The sequence below is a fragment of the Mucilaginibacter sp. P2_A5 genome (assembly GCF_056404995.1).
Map to the genome: position 1 here is coordinate 37,978 of NZ_JBFUCY010000030.1, position 20,377 is coordinate 58,354.

The 20,377-nt window shown below is 44.3% G+C and carries 18 protein-coding genes; 5 read left to right on the forward strand and 13 right to left on the reverse strand.

What is annotated here, in order from left to right; genetic code table 11:
• Positions 1 to 127: 127 nt before the first annotated feature.
• Together AC1DXF_RS22720 and AC1DXF_RS22725 are read left to right on the forward strand one after the other, a co-directional pair.
• Positions 128 to 1,441, forward strand: coding sequence for an NAD(P)/FAD-dependent oxidoreductase (locus AC1DXF_RS22720; RefSeq protein WP_477450990.1), 1,314 nt, complete (start codon positions 128 to 130; stop codon positions 1,439 to 1,441).
• A 131-nt stretch (positions 1,442 to 1,572) separates the two neighbouring features.
• Complete coding sequence (locus AC1DXF_RS22725) at positions 1,573 to 2,424, forward strand: hydroxymethylglutaryl-CoA lyase (RefSeq protein WP_477450991.1); 852 nt, start codon at positions 1,573 to 1,575, stop codon at positions 2,422 to 2,424.
• 151 nt (positions 2,425 to 2,575) lie between these two features.
• On the opposite strand, the gene AC1DXF_RS22730 is transcribed toward AC1DXF_RS22725, so the two are convergent.
• The 10 genes from AC1DXF_RS22730 to AC1DXF_RS22775 all read right to left on the reverse strand — a co-directional run bounded on the left by AC1DXF_RS22730 (position 2,576) and on the right by AC1DXF_RS22775 (position 13,758).
• Positions 2,576 to 3,802 (reverse strand): ROK family protein, encoded by a 1,227-nt coding sequence (locus AC1DXF_RS22730; protein ID WP_477450992.1) that lies wholly within the window; start codon positions 3,800 to 3,802, stop codon positions 2,576 to 2,578.
• A gap of 1,275 nt (positions 3,803 to 5,077) precedes the next feature.
• Entirely contained in the window at positions 5,078 to 5,452 is a 375-nt protein-coding gene (locus tag AC1DXF_RS22735; protein WP_477450993.1) for a hypothetical protein, read from the reverse strand.
• 2 nt (positions 5,453 to 5,454) lie between these two features.
• Positions 5,455 to 6,177: a DUF2071 domain-containing protein gene (locus AC1DXF_RS22740; protein ID WP_477450994.1), complete on the reverse strand. Its 723-nt coding sequence runs from the start codon at positions 6,175 to 6,177 to the stop codon at positions 5,455 to 5,457.
• Between the two features lie 19 nt (positions 6,178 to 6,196).
• The gene (locus AC1DXF_RS22745; protein WP_477450995.1) at positions 6,197 to 6,640 is read right to left on the reverse strand and encodes a DUF695 domain-containing protein; all 444 of its coding nucleotides are present in this window, start codon (positions 6,638 to 6,640) and stop codon (positions 6,197 to 6,199) included.
• 77 nt (positions 6,641 to 6,717) lie between these two features.
• On the reverse strand, positions 6,718 to 9,135 hold the full coding sequence (locus tag AC1DXF_RS22750) for a glycoside hydrolase family 3 N-terminal domain-containing protein (RefSeq protein ID WP_477450996.1): 2,418 nt from the start codon (positions 9,133 to 9,135) through the stop codon (positions 6,718 to 6,720).
• A gap of 412 nt (positions 9,136 to 9,547) precedes the next feature.
• Entirely contained in the window at positions 9,548 to 10,564 is a 1,017-nt protein-coding gene (locus AC1DXF_RS22755) for an alpha/beta hydrolase family protein (protein WP_477450997.1), read from the reverse strand.
• A 240-nt stretch (positions 10,565 to 10,804) separates the two neighbouring features.
• A complete protein-coding gene (locus AC1DXF_RS22760) occupies positions 10,805 to 11,386 on the reverse strand; it encodes a Crp/Fnr family transcriptional regulator (protein ID WP_477450998.1) in 582 nt (193 codons plus the stop codon).
• A gap of 126 nt (positions 11,387 to 11,512) precedes the next feature.
• Positions 11,513 to 12,235, reverse strand: coding sequence for a hypothetical protein (locus tag AC1DXF_RS22765; RefSeq protein ID WP_477450999.1), 723 nt, complete (start codon positions 12,233 to 12,235; stop codon positions 11,513 to 11,515).
• 674 nt (positions 12,236 to 12,909) lie between these two features.
• On the reverse strand, positions 12,910 to 13,428 hold the full coding sequence (locus AC1DXF_RS22770; protein WP_477451000.1) for an O-acetyl-ADP-ribose deacetylase: 519 nt from the start codon (positions 13,426 to 13,428) through the stop codon (positions 12,910 to 12,912).
• Between the two features lie 12 nt (positions 13,429 to 13,440).
• Positions 13,441 to 13,758: a ferritin family protein gene (locus AC1DXF_RS22775; RefSeq protein ID WP_477451001.1), complete on the reverse strand. Its 318-nt coding sequence runs from the start codon at positions 13,756 to 13,758 to the stop codon at positions 13,441 to 13,443.
• A gap of 384 nt (positions 13,759 to 14,142) precedes the next feature.
• Between AC1DXF_RS22775 and AC1DXF_RS22780 the strand changes: the two genes are divergently transcribed.
• From AC1DXF_RS22780 to AC1DXF_RS22790, 3 genes are all read left to right on the forward strand, one after another.
• On the forward strand, positions 14,143 to 14,499 hold the full coding sequence (locus tag AC1DXF_RS22780) for a hypothetical protein (protein ID WP_477451002.1): 357 nt from the start codon (positions 14,143 to 14,145) through the stop codon (positions 14,497 to 14,499).
• Between the two features lie 576 nt (positions 14,500 to 15,075).
• Positions 15,076 to 16,332, forward strand: coding sequence for an arsenic transporter (locus tag AC1DXF_RS22785; RefSeq protein ID WP_477451003.1), 1,257 nt, complete (start codon positions 15,076 to 15,078; stop codon positions 16,330 to 16,332).
• A gap of 14 nt (positions 16,333 to 16,346) precedes the next feature.
• Positions 16,347 to 16,769 (forward strand): SMI1/KNR4 family protein, encoded by a 423-nt coding sequence (locus AC1DXF_RS22790; RefSeq protein ID WP_477451004.1) that lies wholly within the window; start codon positions 16,347 to 16,349, stop codon positions 16,767 to 16,769.
• A gap of 9 nt (positions 16,770 to 16,778) precedes the next feature.
• On the opposite strand, the gene AC1DXF_RS22795 is transcribed toward AC1DXF_RS22790, so the two are convergent.
• The 3 genes from AC1DXF_RS22795 to fdhD are packed head-to-tail and all read right to left on the reverse strand — an operon-like array spanning position 16,779 to position 20,303.
• Positions 16,779 to 19,097 (reverse strand): FdhF/YdeP family oxidoreductase, encoded by a 2,319-nt coding sequence (locus AC1DXF_RS22795; RefSeq protein WP_477451005.1) that lies wholly within the window; start codon positions 19,095 to 19,097, stop codon positions 16,779 to 16,781.
• On the reverse strand, positions 19,097 to 19,450 hold the full coding sequence (locus AC1DXF_RS22800; protein ID WP_477451006.1) for a DUF7009 family protein: 354 nt from the start codon (positions 19,448 to 19,450) through the stop codon (positions 19,097 to 19,099). The genes AC1DXF_RS22795 and AC1DXF_RS22800 overlap by 1 nt, the downstream gene beginning before the upstream one ends.
• Positions 19,434 to 20,303 carry a formate dehydrogenase accessory sulfurtransferase FdhD gene (fdhD, locus tag AC1DXF_RS22805; RefSeq protein ID WP_477451007.1) on the reverse strand — a complete coding sequence of 290 codons (870 nt, stop codon included), beginning with the start codon at positions 20,301 to 20,303 and terminating at the stop codon, positions 19,434 to 19,436. Before fdhD ends, AC1DXF_RS22800 begins: the two co-directional genes overlap by 17 nt.
• Positions 20,304 to 20,377: the final 74 nt, after the last annotated feature.

The following is a 20,377-nucleotide window of genomic DNA, read 5'->3' on the forward strand; positions in this document are numbered from 1 at the left end:
AAACATTGCCATCGGCATGGGTATTGTGCTGTTGGCTATAAAATAGACAGACGCCCCTTTGCGTCTGCCATAACAGACAGAAGTGTAAAACTTGCACTTTAAAACAGGAACACAAATAACCCCTCACATGAACACATCAGATAGTTCAAAATTCCCTTTAGTAGTAATAGTTGGTGGTGGCTTTGGCGGCTTGCAGGTAGCCAAAAAACTGGCAGATAAGCCTGTTGACGTACTGATGCTTGATAAGCATAATTACCACACCTTTCAGCCATTGTTGTACCAGGTAGCCATGGGAGGCCTCGAATCCGAATCGATAGCCTTCTCGCTACGTAAGAATTTTTCTGGCCAAAAAAATTTCCGCTTCAGAATAGCCGAGGTATTAAAGGTTGACGCCGCCAATAATACTATTGATACCACTATTGGCCCGATAGCTTATGATTACCTGGTGATTGCCACCGGATCGACCACCAACTTTTTCGGAAATCACGATATCGAAAAATTTTCGATGCCAATGAAATCAATCCCGGAGGCATTAAACTTACGGTACTCCGTACTCCAGAACATAGAAGAAGCCCTGCTTAAAACATCCAAGGACGAGCGCGAAGCACTGCTCACTTTTGTACTGGTAGGTGCCGGCCCAACAGGCGTTGAGCTTTCAGGCTCATTAGCCGAATTGCGAAACCACGTATTAACCAAAGACTATCCCGAACTAAAGAAGGAGGATATGAAGGTTTACCTGGTAGATTTTTTACCAAAGGTACTGGGGCCATTCTCAGACCAGGCTTCAAATGCAGCCAAGGATTTCCTTACCAAAATGGGGGTGGAAGTATTGTTAGGTGTAAAGGTTGAAAGCTATGATGGTAAAGAAATAAAATTTGAAGGCGGCAAAACCATCCGCACCAAAAACGTGATATGGAGCGCCGGCGTTATGGGCGTGGTACCCGAAGGCATCGAAAAAGGCAATATTGAACGCGGTAACCGGATAAAAGTTGACAGCATTTGCCGCATGGTGGGTAGCCATAACATCTTCGCCATTGGCGATGTGGCTGCTATGATAACCGACGAAACTCCTAAAGGCCATCCCGGTGTTGCACAGGTAGCCATACAAATGGGGGCGCACGTGGGTAAAACCATTATGCAACTCATCAACCATGAGCCTACCGCTCCGTTTAAATATTTCGACAAAGGCTCGTTAGCCACCATTGGCCGCAACAAAGCCGTTGCTGATTTAGGAAAGATCCGGTTCCAGGGATTTTTTGCCTGGCTGGTATGGATGTTTGTGCACCTGATATCGCTTTTGGGCGGCCGTAACAAGGTAATTGTTTTCATTAACTGGGTATCCAGCTACATTAACTACAATGGCGGCACCAGGCTCATTATCCGCAAGTTTGAACGTGAAGGCCTTACCAACGAACATCATTTGCCGGAGACGGTGGATTAGTGAGTGGTGAATTGTGAGTGGTGAATGGGCGAGTTGATAATTAATAATAAAAGTTTTAAGCTTGCATGTAAAGGGGCAAATTTAACAATCAATTAACTACTCACTGCTCACTATTCACAACTCACCAATCAATGACTATAAAAATAACCGAATGCCCCCGCGATGCCATGCAGGGGATAGTGCATTTTATCCCCACGGATGTAAAGGCGGCATATATCAACCTGCTTTTGCAGGTGGGTTTTGATACTATCGATTTCGGGAGTTTTGTATCGGCTAAAGCTATACCACAGCTACAAGACACGGCAGAGGTATTGAGTAAATTAGATTTAAGCGATACACAGTCAAAACTATTGGCCATTATTGCCAACTATCGTGGTGCCGAAGAAGCCGCAAGACACCCTGAGATAACTTATTTGGGCTATCCGTTTTCCATTTCAGAAACATTTCAGTTGCGCAATACCAATACTACCCTGCCCCAGGCTTTTGACAATGTAAAGCGGATGCAGGAATTAGCAGTTGCCAATAATAAAAAGCTACTTGTTTATCTGTCTATGGGTTTCGGTAATCCTTATGGCGACGAATGGCACACCGGCATTATTCACGAATGGACAGACAAACTGGTAAAAGAAGGAATTAATAACATAGCCCTGGCCGATACTATTGGCATTTCGGAGGCAGAGCAGATCAGCAACATTTATCCCGCGCTTTGCCTTGCATTCCCCAAAACCGAATTCGGCATTCACCTGCATAGTACACCCGACACCTGGCAACCTAAGATAGATGCAGCTTACCAAAGCGGGTGTAAAAGGTTTGACGTAGCCATTAAAGGTTACGGAGGCTGCCCTATGGCCGCAGATGACCTTACAGGCAACATCGCTACCGAAAACTTAATTGGATACCTTGAAAGCAAAAACGAGCGTACAGGGCTTAATATGGACAAATTCAGGGAAGCTATGGAGTATTCGGGAAGGGTGTTCCTATAGAACTATTTGAGGATTTGAGGAGAGAATTTGAGGATTTGAAAATTTGAAGATTTGAAAATGATATTTTCTCTACAACATAGCCTATTTTCAAATTCTCAAATTTTCAAATCCTCAAATAACTTAGCCCCATTTTCAAATTCTCAAATTATAATCAAGCGATAGTTTTCGTTGCCTTCGCCACTTTCGCCTTCACGGTTTTATCAAAATTTTCCATTACTAACACTGCGGCGCCAATCAGTTCGGCATCAAAGCCCAGTTCGGATACCAGCAATTCGGTACCGGCTGATAAACGCGGGATACAGTATTTGTGCAAGGCTTGTTGTATAGGTGCCATCAATATTCTGGCAACTTTTGCTCCACGGCCACTCAGTACGATAATAGCCGGATTCATGATATGGATAAGGATAGCCAGGGCTTTGCCTATTTTGTAACCGGCATCTGATAGTAATTCAATGGCAAACTGATCGCCGTTGTTGGCGGCATCCAGCAGGGCATCGCCCATAAGTTTGGAGTGATCGTTGGTATTGTGCTTTAAACTGGTAATACGGCCTTGCTGAATACCTTCTATGGCTTTGCGGGCAACTACCAGCATCGATGCTTCGGCTTCCAGGCAACCGCGTTTACCGCACTCGCATAATGAACCATCTTCGGATAGCGGGATGTGGCTTAGTTCACCCGCAAAACCGTTATGCCCGCGGAATAGTTTCCCATTCACAATCATCCCTAAACCAATACCCCAGCCCAGGTTAATTACCATTACTTCGGTTTGCGCCTTGGCGATACCAAACTTTTGCTCGGCAAGCGCTATCAGGCTCGAATCGTTATCAATATAAGTGGTAATGCCGGTATGTTCGGTAAGGTAGGCAGTAAGGCTGCCGTTGGCATCAAGATAAGTATAATTAATGCCCTGGGTTACATTAATAAAGCCAGGCATGCCGATACCGATGCCCGCGATTTTGCCCTTGGCTACACCCGATGTTTTGATATAGCCATTAATCTGATTAGTAAGTATAGTTAGCGCGTTGGGGTTGTTGAGCAGTTTAAGCTCAAAAGTAAGCATATCGGCAACCGGGCTGTTTTGCAAATCAAACAACTGGATGCGCGCGGTAAGCTGATCGAGCGCCACGGCCAATATATACATGGCGTTGGCCTTAACAGAATACATGAGCGGGCGGCGGCCACCGCTTGAAGGGGCGTACCCATGCTCAACCACGAAGCCTTCATGCATCAGTTCATTGATGGCCTTGGCTATTGACGGAATGCTTTTATCAAACAAGTCGCTCAGTCCGGCACATGACATCGCTTTATTAAAATAAAGCCTTTTGATAATCATATTTTTGAGCTGACTGCCCTTCACACCTTTATTTTCGGGTTCCATTCAACAATTAAGAGTTAAAGTTTTTAAAAGGCTATGCCTAAGTAATTAAAGTTTATAAAATTATAAATAAAGTACAATATAGCAACTGTATTTATTACGGTTTTTAACGGCCTGGTTAATTGGTAAAAGTAATGAATTGATAATAAATAAATTAATCCATGTGAATTGTGGGAATCACCGGTTTAAATGTCCGGTAAATGAGGGTGTCACTATTTAGAACGTTTGGCATGTATAAAAGTTTGCAGATTTAGCTAACACAGATACAGTTGCCGATTAGTTTCTAAAGATATATTTTGATGACGCATCGGGGCTTATTCAACGCGACTTAGATGCGTAGCCTCGGCCAATTTTGTAGCCATGAGTTTTAACCCATGGAAAAAAACAAAGAAAACGATTGAGAGCCGGTTCGGTTCGATCCATATTATCAACGCATATATATCGTTTGAACAAATTGAAAATACCTGTATCTACACCCTAATATGAGCCGTGCCGATGGCACTCTTGTTGCCTTTTGGCTAATCATCCACGGGTTGAAACCCGTGGCTACAATACGTGTCGGGCCGATGGCCCTTAAAGAGAGAGTCATGTAGAAACTTATTGAAATCAAAAAAACCATACAAAGTGTCATAGAGCCAATAAAATTAACAAGGCTACCTACCAAAGTATTTTTTGTATTCCGCTTCCATATCCATCATATCTACATTCTGGGGCTGTTTTTTGGGATCGAACAAGTAAAGGTTGAATATAAAAGCAACAGTATCTAACTTAATTTTGTGAATGATCCCGTTAGGTTGTTTAAACTCAAGGTATTTATAAGCAGGATCAATCTCTATAATTTTGACAGGCTGTTTTTTAAGAAAAGTTTTTGCCTCGGAGATATAAAACACTTGGTCGTCTGCTCCGGTATAAAATTCCTCGTCGGTTGATGCTTTGTGGCGTTTCTAAATTTCGGTAGTATCTAAAATTGTGAAAACAGCTGCGGTCGAAGCAACCGTAAAAGTATTGCCTTTAGCTAACGATACCCTTTGTGTGGTTTTTGGGTTGATTGTGATCTTTTTGTCCGAAGCTAAAACCGGTTTGTCAGTTTTGTATCCATTACTTTTTTTAGTTGGATATGTACATCCCACAAATACATATAACGTGATTATCAGTACATTAATTTGACATTTCATATAACGGGCTTAGGTATTATTTTTTCTATTTTTTCATAAACATTCACCATTGATCTCCCAAATAGGTATAACTTGTTGGTTTGATGTGCTCATGACGCGCTGTTTAATATTTAACAAATAATCTTGCAATGGCAAAATACCCAATATCGCTAACTACAATGATAACGTAAGCCCAAAGTAGTTCGCGTTTATACAATTGTAACTGTTTGTGAAAAAAGACCAGCAATACGGCTGTTAGTACCAATAAATGGAACACTATAAGGTAGTAGCTTTCTATAAACAATGCCCAGTAAGCAATGCCTGTTATATCTGCCTGTGCCTTGTTTTTTGTCAGGAAATGCGAATCATAGTGGTTACGCAAATAGGCCCTTAAAAAGAACAACACTACCCTATCTAAAATATAGGTGCCGCTTATCAGCAACGATATGATAATAACCAGCGCATCAAATTTTATCTTACGGAAGATATTTGCAGGCATGGTCAGTTATTTACAACCGCCTTATTGGGCTTTGAATACCAATCGTGCTGTATATTGGTCATCAACAGCGCATTATCAAACATAATAGTTCCTTTTGGAAAAATATCTTCATCTTCAAAAAAGCTTGATGACACTTTGCTTACTTCCAGGGCTTCTACCTTCCAGTTTTCTGTATGCAGTAACAAACCTTCATATTTATCGCCATTTGGCGAATAGCCTATAGCCCCTGCCTTAAAAAAATCAGAAGCTGTATCTAAATCCTTAAAAACAGAATCCACGTTAAAAGTATCGGTAATTTTAGCATCTATGCTAATGGTAGTACCATCCGAGCTTTCAAAAGCTACATGATAATTGCTGTTATGCTCATTAACATCAAACTTAGCGTGATAATGCCTGCCCGGAAATATCCTGCCACCAACAATGGTGTTGAAACGGGATGAAGTATCCCTCCGGGGAATGTAAACACCTTCTTTAATTTCACCATCTTCCTGCCATTCAACAGCAATGCGGTGCGCGCCGTTTTCAGAACCCATCCCAATAAAAGCGGGCAGTCCTTTAGGCCTTACATCTTTTAGCCGGATAAGACAAATACCCACGATGGCTTTACTATTAACAATTTTGGGACGAAACGGGGCCGGAACTATTAATTTGGCAATATCAGGATCGACAGCAAAGTTAACCAATATGCGCCTGTCTATAATACCGGTTATGGTAGGTATTTTCATGTGAAACGTTAATTAAAAACTATTCAGCAAAATCTTCCAATACGCCGTTATACTCGTCCCAATCCGGGTCGGTATTAGCGGTAATAGTAATGGGTAATTCGTCAAAGCCTGCCAATGCCGCGTTCAGGCGTTCGCCTGCAATATCAACATCGGTGGTATACCAGGCCCACCATTTTTCGTTTTCGCCGGTAAAGGTAAAAGCAAGTATGGTTTGGTTGTCCTGCTCCAATATATTTGACAGGGCTTCTTCTACCTGCTCCATCAGGTCAAGGTCTGTTTCATGCGGCAGCAAAGTTTCATTAGGCGAATTATATGACCATATCACATCCATCCGCTGGTTATAAAAACCGGTATCAATAAAATTTTGCAGGTAAGGCCTGAATTTCACAAAAACCGGCAGTCCTCCGTCTGTCGAAAACTCGAGTGAGATCCATGAGTCGCCCAGGTATAAATCTTCAATCATGTATCAATATTACAAAAAAGACTTGCGAAATTTAATAATCGCAAGTCTTTTAATAAGCCGCTTTTAAAAAAGGCTCTTTACTTCACCTCAAACTCCTTTTTCAGCTTAATATCTTCCGATGAACTGCCTATCATCACCATAAACTTACCGGGTTCAACGGTCCAGTTCATATTTTTATCAAGCAAGGCCAGGTCATCAGGGTGAAGGGTAAACTGTACGGTTTTTTTTTCGCCGGGTTTAAGGTTTACCCGTTCAAAACCGCGCAAATCATACTCGTAGGTAGTTACGCTGCTTACTTCATCCTTCAGGTACAGTTGCACCACGTCATCGCCCGTGCGGGCGCCGGTGTTGGTTACATCAACGCTTACCTGTACATCTCCCTCCGAATTTTCCTGTTCAGGCGATACTACCAGGTTGCTATATTCAAATTTGGTATAGCTTAAGCCATAACCAAAAGGATACAAAGCGCCGTTTACGCTGGTTTTGCCCCAGCTGTTCTGCCCCTTTTGGCTTGCCTGCGAATTAGGTTTAAACGGAAAGTTAAACTCAATTTGCCCGGTAGTTTTAGGGAAAGTGATTGGCAATTTGCCGCCAGGGTTATTATCGCCAAACAAAGTTTCGGCAATTATCTGCCCGCTTTGTACGCTGGGGAACCAGGCCTCTAAAATGGCAGGCACATACTTATTTTCCCAGTTGATGGTAAGCGGCTGCCCGTTTATCATCACCATTACCATCGGCTTGCCGGTTGCCTGTAAGGCCTGGATGAGCTTTAATTGCCTGCCCGGAAGGTTTAACCCGGTGCGCGACAGGCTTTCGCCTACCCTATCTACATCCTCGCCCACAACAGCAATAACAATATCCGATTGTTTTGCCAGCATAACTGCCGAATCGATACTTGCTTGTTCCTGTACTGTTAATGGTGTTTCAATTATCTCGCTTTCGGGCCATGTAGCGTCAATCATATCGCAGCCTTTGGCGTAGTTTACCTTAACGCCCGCGCCAACATACTTTTTAATACCATCAAGCACACTGGTAACCGGGTTATGCGAAGGCCCATACCGGCTGGTAGCATAATTGGATTCCCTGGCCAGCGGACCGGTAACCAGTATATTCGGATATTTCGTTTTGTCCAAAGGCAACAGGCTGCCCTCGTTTTTTAACAGCACCATCGATTCGCGGTTCATTTTCAGCGACATGGCAGCATCATCTGCTGTATGTACAACTTTATCGGCAGCTTTTGGATCTTTAACATAAGGACTATCAAACAAACCCAAACGAAATTTTACCCGCAACACATCGCCCACCCGCGAATCTATTACCTTCATCGAGATCTTGTTTTCTTTAATCAACTCGCGCAGCGGCAAAATAAAGGTTTGCGGCATGGTAAAGTTGGTGCGCACGTTAAGGCCCGCCTCAACCGCCTGCCTTACCGCTTCTTTATAATCGGCTGCTACATGGTGCTTGGAATAAAGGTATTCAACCGCTTCGCTATCGCTTACCACGTAGCCATTGAAGCCAAATTGCTGCCGCAGCAATTGCGTTAAAAAGTAATAACTACCGGTAACGGGCACGCCATCCCAATCATTATAACTGCTCATTACGCCCATAGGGTGCGCTTCCTGGATAACCCGGCGAAAGGGATACAAATAAACCTGGTGCATCTCTCTCGGGGCCACATGCGGATCGGTGCGTGCTGCACCATCGCGCCCTCCTTTAGGCACACTATATACCGCGAAGTGCTTTAATGTTGATGCAACGCCTTCCTCTTGTATGCCTAAAACCATTTGCTTGCCCATTTCGGCAATATGGAAAGGGTTTTCGCCATAACACTCAACCACGCGGCCCCAGCGCTGGTCGCGGGCGGGGTCGAGTATGGGGGCATATACGTTGGTATAGCCTAAAGCTTTGGCTTCGCGACCTACGGTTTGGCCTGCCTGGCGTACCAGTTGTTTATCAAAAGTGCTGCCAATGCTGATAGGCGCTGGTAAAGGCGTGGCGCGGTCATGGTTTAAGCCATGAATACCCTCGTTGGTAAAATCAACCGGGATACCCATGCGGGTTTCCTCCACAAACCATTTTTGTACGGTATTAATTGCCGATGCATGTTTGCTAAAGGGGAACGAATATTGCGTGGGCGCATCATCAGTATGCGATGTAAGGTTATTTAGTTCCTCATCTATATTGGCTATACCATCCTTCCAGATCTCGTTTTTCCAGTTGGCGACAGGCATTTCATCTTTCAGCACCCGTTTGTAGCCGTATAAGGTGGCCATCTGGCATGTTTTTTCATCAACGGTCATCTGGCCCAGTAAATCGGCAACGCGTTTATCAATGGTTTGAGATGGATCTTCAAACACATCCATTTTACCATTTTTGTTAAAGTCTATCCAGCCTTTATGATAAATATTTTTTTGTTGTGCCGATGCTGATAAGGTGAACCCGGCAGCCACTGCCGTTGCCATGCAAATGCGCGGCAGGTAATACTTTTTTCTCATGTAGATGAATTGCGGTTTGTATTTCAAATATAGGAGAATTGGGCAATGCCTGAAAAATATCACGAAGCTGTTACAATGCCCCGGCCCCATGAAGAAGGGGAATTTTTTGATTTGCCAAGCGTTCCACCGGAACGCATGGAACACCCGGAGCGCTCTGGAACGCATTAGTATTGATAATCAATGAGTTGTATTTTTAAAAAAACAAAAGCGGAACACCATAGTGCCTCATTTTCAATGCTTTATATAATATTTATATGTCTCGGAAAACTTTCATTCCGCATCCAAAAAAACTCACAGTTAAGGGCAACCGTTTTAATTTTAATACAAAAATGTTCAAAAACAGTGCAAAAAAAGGCGACAAATACAAACTCGTCGCCATTATATTTTCGCTCCCCTTTGGTGCTACGGGTAGCTACAACGTTTTCGTAAAAAAGGCCACCGCCAAACTATCAACCTTCAGGTGCACGGCATGCCTGTCTACAGATAGATCATCGGCAAACAATATTGGCGCTTCTTTCTTAACGGGCTCAATGGCTTCTGATAACATTACATAATGCCCGGTTTTGCCGGGGTTAATGTATAGCTGCGATCCTTTTATTAATTGGTGGTAATGGATGGCATTGGTTTTTACCGGCGCTATACTGTCGCTTTGCGAACCTATTATATAAACCGGTCCGCTGATATTTTTTACCTGCTGCTTATTAACAAAACCCGGGCCCATGGCCGGCGAGATAGAGAGGAATGCTTTTATCCGTTTATCTTTCAGCGGAGGGTAATGTTTTGATGCGGCCAACAGAGTACTGTCATCCAGCGATTTTAAAAGGCCGGGATATTCGGGAATCTCAATTTCTTTACGGCCAGCGGTTTTATAATAATTGCGTAATACATCAAAATCAACTTCGCCGCCTGCAAGCGCTATTACCGTAAATCCGCCGAGTGAAAAACCGGCCGCTCCTATCCTGCCGGTATCTATAACCGCCTCAAAATCCCGGTCGTTCAGTAGCGACGTTAATGCAAAACTAATGTCCTGCGGCCGTTCCCAGGCCTTTAAAAACTCCAGCTTTATTTTGTTATCGTAAGTATTGCCCCAGTGGTCAACCGCCACCACTATAAAACCGCTTTGCGCCAGTGCTGCCGCCAGCCATTCCAGCGTTAACCGGCCGCCGCCGGTACCGTGCGATAGCATAATAACCGGTAACTTACCCGCTGGCAGTTTTCCGTTGCGCACGGTTTGCACACGGGTAAATGGCGAAAAGTATTTATCGGCCTGTTTTACCGAATCTGTTGTGGGGTACCAAACCTCGGTTGTTACCGGGCGGTTACGCTTTTGGTCTTTAAACTGAAAAGTGCGCTGGCCAATATTGGTTTGCGCTAAAACGACATTACCTGATAGTAAAAATATAAAGAAGGTTATAATTTGCCTGTACATAATTTTGATGGTTTTAATAGTACAAATCAAGTGTTTATCGTTGTTAAAAAGATTGACAATTGTCAATAAATCAGGTTGGTCAGTTGTCATTAGTCATTAGTCATTGGTTTAGCGGCCAAGCACAAACTCCCGCGAGGTTAGCGTTAGCGTAACTCGTGGGTTAACCTGGTTTAAGCCTTTGGCATAAGTTCAGCTGAAAGCTGAAACCATATGGCCCACGAGCTGAAAGTTCGCGGGGGCTTAGGCTTTTGAGGGCCGGTGGGCTTTCAGCCGGCTGAGCGTTTCCTGCGAGATGCCAAGGTAATCGGCCACTATTTTGTTGGGCAAACGCCTGATGATATCCGGCCGGGTATCCATCAGCACCTGGTACCGTGCTTTTGAATCCATGGTGATCAGGCTCTCTATCCGTTGGATGGATGCAATATAATCCTGCTCAAGCCCTATGCGGTACATGGTTTCCCAGCCGGGAATCTCCTTTAGCAGGAGGTCCCTGTCGTGGCGGCTTAGCACCAGCAGTTCTGATGCCTCCAGGCTTTGAATAGCTGCCAGGGACGGTGTGCCGTTGATAAAACTTGGAAAAGCCGTTCCCATATTGTTTTCAAATATCAAAAACCGGGTAGACTCGCTCCCCTGGTCATCAATCAGGAAAACCCTCAGGCAGCCCTTAATAACAAAGTAGATATTTTTGGCTACACTGCCCTTTGGTACCAGGATCTCGTTACGACTGGCATGTTTCAATTTAAAACAGCGCTCAATCAATGCCTCGTGCCCGGCAGAAAGATTAATTTTACCAGAAAAGTATTGTTTTAAAACCGGGTGCATGTAGCTAACATAAATAAATATTTGGTAGTGTATCAGTTTAAAATAAATATTTTAGTTCACCCGTGTGACTAACGCCTTTTCTAAAAAGATGGAAAATCATTGCATGCTATTGCGTTACACTTTGTGTTACTTCCCACCAGATTTGCGAATATCTTTCGCCTTATCAAAAGTTGCCAAACAACTATCCAGCGGTTGACCCTTTTTATAAATGCAGTCGCAGAAAATTTCGCAAGCCGCGGGGTTTTTGGTGGATGCACATTGATTTCTGCACACAGCTTCAGAGTTGCCCGGCACAATCTCAAATAAATAGAAAGTACCGATAATGATAAAGGCTACAACTGCGAAGGAACCTCCGAAAAACAGAAGCCGGAGGCGCTTACCCAAAGGTCTTTTTAACATCGAGGCCCCTGTTTTAGGCTGCTTAAATGGCAAAATATGTTTTAAACGGTCATAATCCCAAATTAATAAAAATAAGCTAGCCAATACCATCATCGTGACGGCCCGGGTACCATCAAAGCGGGTTGCATAAGTGAGCGCACAAATATTGACGATGATGGAAAAATACATCAATGCGCCAAGAAGGGAAGTTCTCGGGATAAGTAATAATATAGCTGTTATAATTTGAACAATTCCTATAAAGGTATAGTAATATCCTGTTAGGTGTAAGGCATCGAAGTAATGTCCTAAAGGGTTGTTATACGGCAGACCGGCTGCAAACCGTTCGCCCATGATTTTTACGAAGCCTGCCGGAATAAAGCTCGCTGCTAAGGCGATGCGGCAAAAAACAGCAAACCGTTTGAACCACTCGTCAGTCTTTGCCTCGTAGTATATTTCTTCAATTCTGTTCATAATTGTTAAATTTCATTTTTTTTAAGTCGGATTATTTTACAGAGGAGATAATAAAGAACTATTGCGATAGCAGCCCAGTATAAAGCAAACGCGAAAACCAAAATCGGGGGTGCAGGATCCGGGTCTGTAAATAAAGGCGATAAGGGTCCTATCAAAACAATTTTGAAAGGGAATAAAATTGCTGATACGATGCGCTTCCAGGCTATTGGTGATCCGGCTCCCGGGAACCACTCGCCATTTATAGGAAAAAGCCGAACTTCGGATCCTAAAAGTGAATTAGAGATAAATTGAAAGGCAAACACCGAAACGAGGAAGAGAATAACGAATTTTGTTCTTGAAATTTTCATGCTGTTGCGTTTTTTCAATTAATAAAAGTACTTTGCTATTCAAAGCTATCAAAACAACCTTGTATTTCAAAGTATTTCAAGAAATTTTTAAACTGAGCACTGCCAAATATTTAAGCGTAATCCCCTATAGCCTTAAAACAATAGTAAATAATACTACAGATAGGTATAAAGTATCAGTAAATGCTAAATATCAATTTAAGTTATAATTTTTTCTCTTCGTTATTAATGATAGACTTGCTGACTGTTTAATATTACCTAAGATTAACGATAACGGTGAAGCAGAAAATCGGATTATGTTTTGAAGTTATGACATATACCATGACTCATTCAGAGCAAGCCCTGGTAAATACCACAGTTTTCGTCATCAAAACAAACAAAAACTACCTCTTTAATACTGTCGTTTTCCGCCAGAAAATCCTGTACTGTTTTTATGGCGATGCTTGCCGCTTTCATTTTGGGGAAATGGTAAATCCCCGTGCTGATATTAGGAAAAGCAATGGTTTCCACATGGTTTTCGGCGGCCAGTTTAAGGCTGTTTAAATAGGCCGATGCCAGCAACCCATCCTCGCCTTTGGCGCCGTTATTGTAAACCGGCCCGACAGTGTGGATAACATATTTGGAAGGCAGGTTACCGCCTGTAGTAATTACCGCCTCGCCTGTTTTGCAGCCGCCCTGCCGGTTACGAATCTGGATGCACTCTTCCTGTATGGCTTTGCCTCCCGCCCTGTGAATGGCGCCGTCAACTCCCCCGCCGCCCAATAATGATGTGTTGGCAGCATTTACAATGGCATCGGCCTTAATTTTGGTAATATCGCCTTGCACCAGTTTTATTCGTTCGTTACTCATGGTAAAAATAGTTTAGTCCTCTGCAGCCTCTTCGCCTTTGCTGCCCAGTTCAACAATATCCCCTTTCTGAAACAGGATGGCTTTTAAAGTGGTACGCCAAACGGGCTTTTTACGCAGCAAAAATTCAAGGTCCATGCCAAAATGTTTAAACTCCTCCTGCTGGGCATTTTGCATAATGGCTTTGGCGTCCTGGTCTGTTTCTACAGCTATCCGTTGCTCGTACCAGTTAATGGCCTCGGCCTCCTCGGTGAGCGAAACAATCATCCTGGCAAAAGTACGGGTCTCGGCCGATAACTCGTTTGCCGGTTCGTGGTATTGATCAAATGACATAATATTTTTTTATTAATTAATACGCCGGACGCGGGTTTTGTTTGAATGGATGTTTATTTAGGTGGTGTGAAAGGCGAAAGGGGAAAGGGGAAAGGTTAAAGGCGAAAGGGGAAAGGTTAAAGGCGAAAGGTAGAAAGTGTGAGTGGTGAGTGGTGAGTGGTGAGTGGTGAGTGGTGAGTGGTGAGTGGTGAGTGGTGAGTGGTGAGTAAAAACTTAATTATTCGCCGGTGTGTTTTATTTATTATTTATTTTATCGATAAACTTATGAACTTAAAATGATGCCTAAATCAGGCAGTCAATTTTTGACTTTTGAATTTTGACTTTTGAATTTATTTTGTAACCTGCACACGGCCTTGCCCGTACTATTGTTTATAAACCAATTTTATGCGGCCTAAAGTTTTAATTATCCTGTTGTTAATAGTATTACCTTTTGTAGGTTTTGCCCAGCAGCGTACTGCAATTTACACGGCAAGTTTACGTGGCAAACAAATTAAACTTAGCCTGGCCAACGGTTTTAGCGGTGCAAGCCAGATACAAGTGGGCAGCGTAACCTATTATGCAAACAGCGGCCACGCCGATGCAGGTGGCCACATGATGTTCCAATCACGATACGTCCAAAATATTGAATATTTTGTGCTTGCTAACATCCAGGATTCGTATGATAAAATGCCGGGGGTTATTACCGGAAAATATTACCGCGGGCAAAACAGCGTTACTGTGCGGTTTAAGCTGGATAAATAAGCGGGTCAGCCCCCCAGATAAAACCTAAAAAAACTATTGTGACGCACAACAAAATATAATTAAATCAATGTCCTAAACCGCCGTCATTGCGAGTAACCATCAGGTAAAACCAAAAAAAATGGAGATGACATGATTGCAAATGAGGCTAAATGTAGAGACGAAATTTTGCGGATCCCTTTTAAAAGCGGCGGAAATGTGCGATTCCCCTCTTGAGAGGGGCGGAGGGGTGTGTTTATGCACACGCAATGAAACGCGGAAAAACACACCCCTGCCAACGCACTTCCCATCCCGCCCCCTCTCGAGAGGGGAAAAAAAATACGCTTGATAATCAATAACTTATATCGATGTCATTATAAGGTACGAAGCAATCACCAACTCTGTAGGACTTAGCATGTCGGGGATTGCTTCGCACCTCGCAATGACGGTAGTTCTGAATATCAATTAGTTAGCTTTAAGCTTTGTGCATTATGCTTTTAGCTTCTATCAATACGATTCCATACCAATCGCGCTAATCGTTCCCTGAATTTAAGCCCGTTTCACTAAATTGGCCGGCCGGTTTTATTGCAACTGGCTGCTTTGGGCAAATATTATATGACGCACATTTACATCTGGACCATTTCATTTTTAGCCATTGCAGGCGTTATTACCAGGCCGTTTAAGGTAGCCGAAGCCTGGTGGGCCGTATTGGGCGCGGCGCTACTGGTTATTTTTGGGTTAATTACCTTAGGGGATGGATTGACCGGCATAGCCAAGGGTACCGATGTTTACCTTTTTTTAACCGGCATGATGCTGCTTGCCGAAACCGCACGCGAAGAAAAACTGTTCGACTGGCTGGCCGCCCACGCCACCCGGATGGCCAACGGGTCGGCAAGCAGGCTTTTCCTGCTCATATACCTTGTTGGCGTAGTGGTTACTGTCTTTTTATCGAACGATGCCACTGCTGTTGTACTTACCCCCGCTGTGGCAGCTGCTGTAAGGGCTGCTAAGGTTGATAAGCCCCTGCCCTACCTGTTTATTTGCGCGTTTATAGCCAATGCCGCCTCATTTGTATTGCCCATATCAAACCCGGCCAACCTGGTAATTTATGGAAGCCATATGCCGCCGCTGTTACATTGGCTGGCGCAATATCTTTTGCCTTCGTTTTTTGCCATTACGGTTACTTATATTATGTTGCGCTTTACCCAGCGTGAGGCTTTAAAAGCAAAAATTGAAACAGATATAACTATCCCGGTTTTGGCGCAGGGCGGCAAAACAGCTATCATTGGCATAGGTGCAACAGCTGTTATTTTGCTGGTTGCATCAGCAATTGATATTCAATTAGGCCTACCCACTGCCATTACAGGAATTTTAACATCGGCCATTGTAATTATCAGGGGTAAAAAAAATCCATGGTTGGTTGTTAAAGGAGTTTCCTGGGCTGTGCTGCCCCTGGTTGCCGGGTTATTTATTATTGTGGAGGCACTGGGCAAAACCGGTATTATAGAAGGTCTAACGGCCCTGCTTCATGAAAATGCCGCCCACGCTGTAAATGCAACGGCCTGGAGCAGCGGCTTAATTACCGCCTTTGCCTGTAACCTGATGAACAACCTGCCCGCCGGATTAATAGCAGGCAATGTTGTACAAGGTAATGTACCCGAAATAATCAAAAGTTCGGTACTCATTGGCATCGACCTGGGACCGAATCTGTCGGTAACAGGTTCGCTGGCTACCATTTTATGGCTGGTTGCCCTCCGCCGCGAGGGGCTGGATGTAAGCTTTTGGACGTTTTTAAAGCTGGGGGCGTTGGTTATGACGGTTGCGTTGCTGTTTGCGTTAGGAGCTTTGTGGATTTAATTCTAAATTAAGATATGCAGATAGAAGAAATTTTATTACTATACGGCGCTAAAAAACGAACTGGTTCAGCCTTGACAACTATAGACACCGTTGAAGCTACGATAAATTTCCGGTTACCTTATGATTACCGGTATTTCCTTGAAAATTACGAAGCATTTGAAAATTTTGTTGGACCCGAATATGTTGTTCTTGAAGATATCGATTCCATCTTGCGTCGAAATATAGATTATGAAATTACGTCGATACTACCAAATACCCTGATGATTGGTGGCGATGGCGGTGGTGAGTTTATAGCAATTGAATTTATTGATAGAGATAGGTATCGGATAGTGCTCTCCCCTTTTATTGGCTTAGAAGCAATAAATCACATAGAAATTGGCACATCATTTACCGATATGTTTGTCCGTTTAAATAGCGGCGAAGAATGGTTTAAATAAACTGTTATTTCAATCCTGCTCATGCTTTTTCATAGTGATAAACACCAGTTTTGAAGTAGGCGTATTGCTTTTCTCCGCCACGCTGTCAATCGGGATCAGCACATTGGCCTCGGGGTAGTAAGTGGCGGTGTTGCCTTCGGGGATGTTGTAGGGAACCACCACAAACAGGCGGGCCACACGCTCAACCCCGCCAAAGTTACTGTAAAGGTCTACGTGCTCCCCTTCCTTGAAACCGGCTTTGGCAATGTCTTTGGGGTTCATGAATATCACCCGGCGCTCGTTGTGGATTCCGCGGTAACGGTCGTTCAGCCCGTAAATGGTGGTATTAAACTGGTCATGGCTGCGGATGGTGCCCATGCGGTATTCCCCTGCGGCCATTTGGTGACTGGGCAGACCGGCAATATTAAAGCCTATTTTATCACCATACTGCGCACTTTTAAACTTACCCACTCTTGGACCATTGGGCAGGTAAAAACCCGCGGGGATGCGCACCTTTTGATTATAGTCCTCAAAACCGGGGATCACTTTGGCAATCACATCGCGCACAGCGTCATAGCTATTTGCATAGGTATCCCAATCGACCACCGAGCGGTTGCCCAACGTGGCTTTGGCCAGGCGACAAACTATCTGGTTCTCGTTCAGCAGATCTTTGGAAACAGGTTTAAGCATACCTTTTGACATCTGGACCACACCCATCGAGTTTTCGCAGCTGATGAACTGAGCCTCGCCCCCAACCATGTCCTTATCACTGCGGGACAGGGTTGGCAAAATAAGCGCCTCATAACCATGCACCAAATGGCTGCGGTTAAGCTTGGTTGATACATGGACCGACATTTCCAGTTTGCGCATGGCCTCGGCCGTGTAAGTAGTATCCGGCGTAGCCGAAAGAAAGTTACCGCCCATGGCAAAAAAGACTTTAAGCTTACCCCCATGCATGGCTTGTATGGTTTCAACCACATCATAACCATGGCTGCGCGGGGGCTCAAAGCCAAAAACCTCTTTAAGCTTATCCAGTTGCCGGGGCTGCGGTTTATCAAATATCATCATGGTGCGGTTGCCCTGTACATTGCTATGACCGCGTACCGGGCATAAACCGGCGCCGGGCTTACCTACGGCACCTTTCAGGATAGCAAGATTAACTATCTCCTTTACGGTATCAACCCCGTTTTTATGCTGCGTAACGCCCATAGCCCAGCAAATAATGATGCGGCTTTTGTTCTTCAGCATGTCGGCAGCCTGCTGTAGTTGATCCAGGGGGACACCAGCCTCATTGGCCAAATGGTTTATATCAAATTGGTCGAGGTGGTTCAGGAACGCTTCATAACCTTCGGTATTGTTCCTGATAAATTCATGATCAAATACCTTACCGGGGGTTTCAAGCTCAGCTTTGTACAGCAGTTTTTCTATGGCTTTCAGTAGGGCCATATCGCCGTTGATCTTTACCTGCAGGTACAAATCAGCCAGTTGGGTGGTTATTCCCAGGAAACCTTTTACTGTTTGCGGGTTTTTAAACCCCATCAGCCCGGCCTCGTGCAAGGGGTTTACCGCAATTATTTTAGATCCGTTTTTTTTAGCCTTTTCCAACGCGGTAAGCATCCTCGGGTGGTTGGTGCCCGGGTTTTGGCCTATAATGATGATTACATCAGTATCATAAAAATCATTAAGGGTAACTGTGCCCTTGCCTATACCTATCGCCTCGGCCAAACCTACACCGGTGGATTCATGGCACATGTTTGAGCAATCGGGCAGGTTATTGGTGCCATACTCCCTTACAAATAACTGGTAAGTAAAAGAGGCCTCGTTACTGGTACGGCCAGAGGTATAAAATGCAGCTTCATTTGGTGAGGCAAGGCTATTGAGCTTACCGGCTATCTTTTTAAAGGCATCGTCCCAGCTAATGGGTTGATAATGGGTGGCTCCTTTTGGCAGGTACATGGGTTGGGCTATCCGTCCTTTTTTGCCTATCTCGTAGTCATTCAGTTTGGCCAGGTCGGCAACTGCGTTTTGCGCGAAGAATTCGGCTGTGAGTTTTTTGGTTGTAGCTTCCTCTGCAAAGGCCTTTGCCCCGTTCTCGCAATACTCGGCAATGGGCGACCGGTCGTCATCCGGATCGGGCCAGGCACAGCCAGAGCAGTCAAAGCCGTCCTTCTTGTTCATTTTAAACAGGCCTTCCATACCGCGCACAAAGCCGGATTCCTGCAAAATATCAACCATAGCAACAGTTACCGCGGGAATGCCGGCTGCCCATACTTTTGGCTTACTGATTTTCAGGTCGAGCAGTTCTTCAGGGTTTTCTGCCGACGGCTGTTCTTTAGCATCCTTACTCATCACTTTTTATCGGCTAAAGGATTGGGGTAGTTGTCGCTCTGATCTTCGGCTACATTATCCAGGCAGGTAAAATCTTTCTCTACCAGTAAATGCAGGCTGCCATGTTTGCCTTCAAAACCAACCTTATCAGTTTCGGCAAGCTCTTTGATCACATCATTAGGTACAAACAGGATAATGGTATTTTCCCTGAATATCGACGACAGGTGATCATCCTCAACCACTTTAATGGCATAGTATAGCTGCTGGCTGCCAAAGTCGACTTCTTCCTGCAGGTGGCCTTCCTCTGCCAGTTGCGCTACATCGCTTTTGGTAAGCCTGTATCTTAATGAATTGCCTTTAATACGTATTTTCATAATTTGGTATCAATACGCGGTGTGCCGCGGTGTAAATATTAAAACGCTCATCGCGCAGGAAACCTATCAGTGTAATATTAAATTCTTCGGCTAATTGTACGGCCAGGCTTGACGGAGCGCCTACAGCCGCAATGATATTAATGCCGGCCATAACCGCCTTTTGTACCAGCTCAAAACTTGCCCTGCCGCTTAAAAGCAGTACGGTTTGCTGTAAAGGCAACCAGCCATAGCCAAGCGCCGCCCCTATCAATTTATCCAGGGCATTGTGCCGGCCTACATCCTCGCGTAATAATAAAAGCTCACCCTGGGTAGTAAACAAGGCTGATGCATGTAAGCCGCCTGTATCGGCAAAAACACGCTGATGAGTTTGCAAAATAGCAGGAAGCCGGTGTAAAACATCCGTTAAAATGCTATCCTCATCCGCCAACTGCCCGGCAAAACTACTTACCGTGCGGATGGCATCGATAGAACCTTTACCACAAACACCACAACTGGACGTAGTATAAAAATTACGCGCGGTATTTTGCAGGCCGGGTACTATATCCGGGTTTAACGTAACCTGTATTATGTTGTCTTTATTTTCGGCACAGGCTATAAAACAATGGGCTGCGGCGGCAACATCATCTGCATTTTTTATAACGCCTTCGGTAAATAAAAAGCCCTTGGCCAGTTCGGCATCGTGGCCAGGCGTACGCATAGTTACCGATATATTTTGTGTATGGCGCTGATGTTCAGCACCGTATTCCAGGCGTATTTCTAATGGTTCTTCTATGGCAAGGGTATCGGCGGTAATAACACTTGACGATGCGTTTACTTTAATAACAGGAATATGTTGTTGGGAATTGGCGGCCATATGTAAATATACAATTTAGACGGTAAGTTGTTTAGCCCCCCGGCCCCCTGAAGGGGGAGTTTTTAGGTGTATCA

Coding starts and splice junctions, on each gene's coding strand:
- AC1DXF_RS22720 (WP_477450990.1), top strand. CDS start 128: ATGAACACATCAGATAGTTCAAAATTCCCTTTAGTAGTAATAGTTGGT.
- AC1DXF_RS22725 (WP_477450991.1), top strand. CDS start 1,573: ATGACTATAAAAATAACCGAATGCCCCCGCGATGCCATGCAGGGGATA.
- AC1DXF_RS22730 (WP_477450992.1), bottom strand. CDS start 3,802: ATGGAACCCGAAAATAAAGGTGTGAAGGGCAGTCAGCTCAAAAATATG.
- AC1DXF_RS22735 (WP_477450993.1), bottom strand. CDS start 5,452: ATGCCTGCAAATATCTTCCGTAAGATAAAATTTGATGCGCTGGTTATT.
- AC1DXF_RS22740 (WP_477450994.1), bottom strand. CDS start 6,177: ATGAAAATACCTACCATAACCGGTATTATAGACAGGCGCATATTGGTT.
- AC1DXF_RS22745 (WP_477450995.1), bottom strand. CDS start 6,640: ATGATTGAAGATTTATACCTGGGCGACTCATGGATCTCACTCGAGTTT.
- AC1DXF_RS22750 (WP_477450996.1), bottom strand. CDS start 9,135: ATGAGAAAAAAGTATTACCTGCCGCGCATTTGCATGGCAACGGCAGTG.
- AC1DXF_RS22755 (WP_477450997.1), bottom strand. CDS start 10,564: ATGTACAGGCAAATTATAACCTTCTTTATATTTTTACTATCAGGTAAT.
- AC1DXF_RS22760 (WP_477450998.1), bottom strand. CDS start 11,386: ATGCACCCGGTTTTAAAACAATACTTTTCTGGTAAAATTAATCTTTCT.
- AC1DXF_RS22765 (WP_477450999.1), bottom strand. CDS start 12,235: ATGAACAGAATTGAAGAAATATACTACGAGGCAAAGACTGACGAGTGG.
- AC1DXF_RS22770 (WP_477451000.1), bottom strand. CDS start 13,428: ATGAGTAACGAACGAATAAAACTGGTGCAAGGCGATATTACCAAAATT.
- AC1DXF_RS22775 (WP_477451001.1), bottom strand. CDS start 13,758: ATGTCATTTGATCAATACCACGAACCGGCAAACGAGTTATCGGCCGAG.
- AC1DXF_RS22780 (WP_477451002.1), top strand. CDS start 14,143: ATGCGGCCTAAAGTTTTAATTATCCTGTTGTTAATAGTATTACCTTTT.
- AC1DXF_RS22790 (WP_477451004.1), top strand. CDS start 16,347: ATGCAGATAGAAGAAATTTTATTACTATACGGCGCTAAAAAACGAACT.
- AC1DXF_RS22795 (WP_477451005.1), bottom strand. CDS start 19,097: ATGAGTAAGGATGCTAAAGAACAGCCGTCGGCAGAAAACCCTGAAGAA.
- AC1DXF_RS22800 (WP_477451006.1), bottom strand. CDS start 19,450: ATGAAAATACGTATTAAAGGCAATTCATTAAGATACAGGCTTACCAAA.
- fdhD (WP_477451007.1), bottom strand. CDS start 20,303: ATGGCCGCCAATTCCCAACAACATATTCCTGTTATTAAAGTAAACGCA.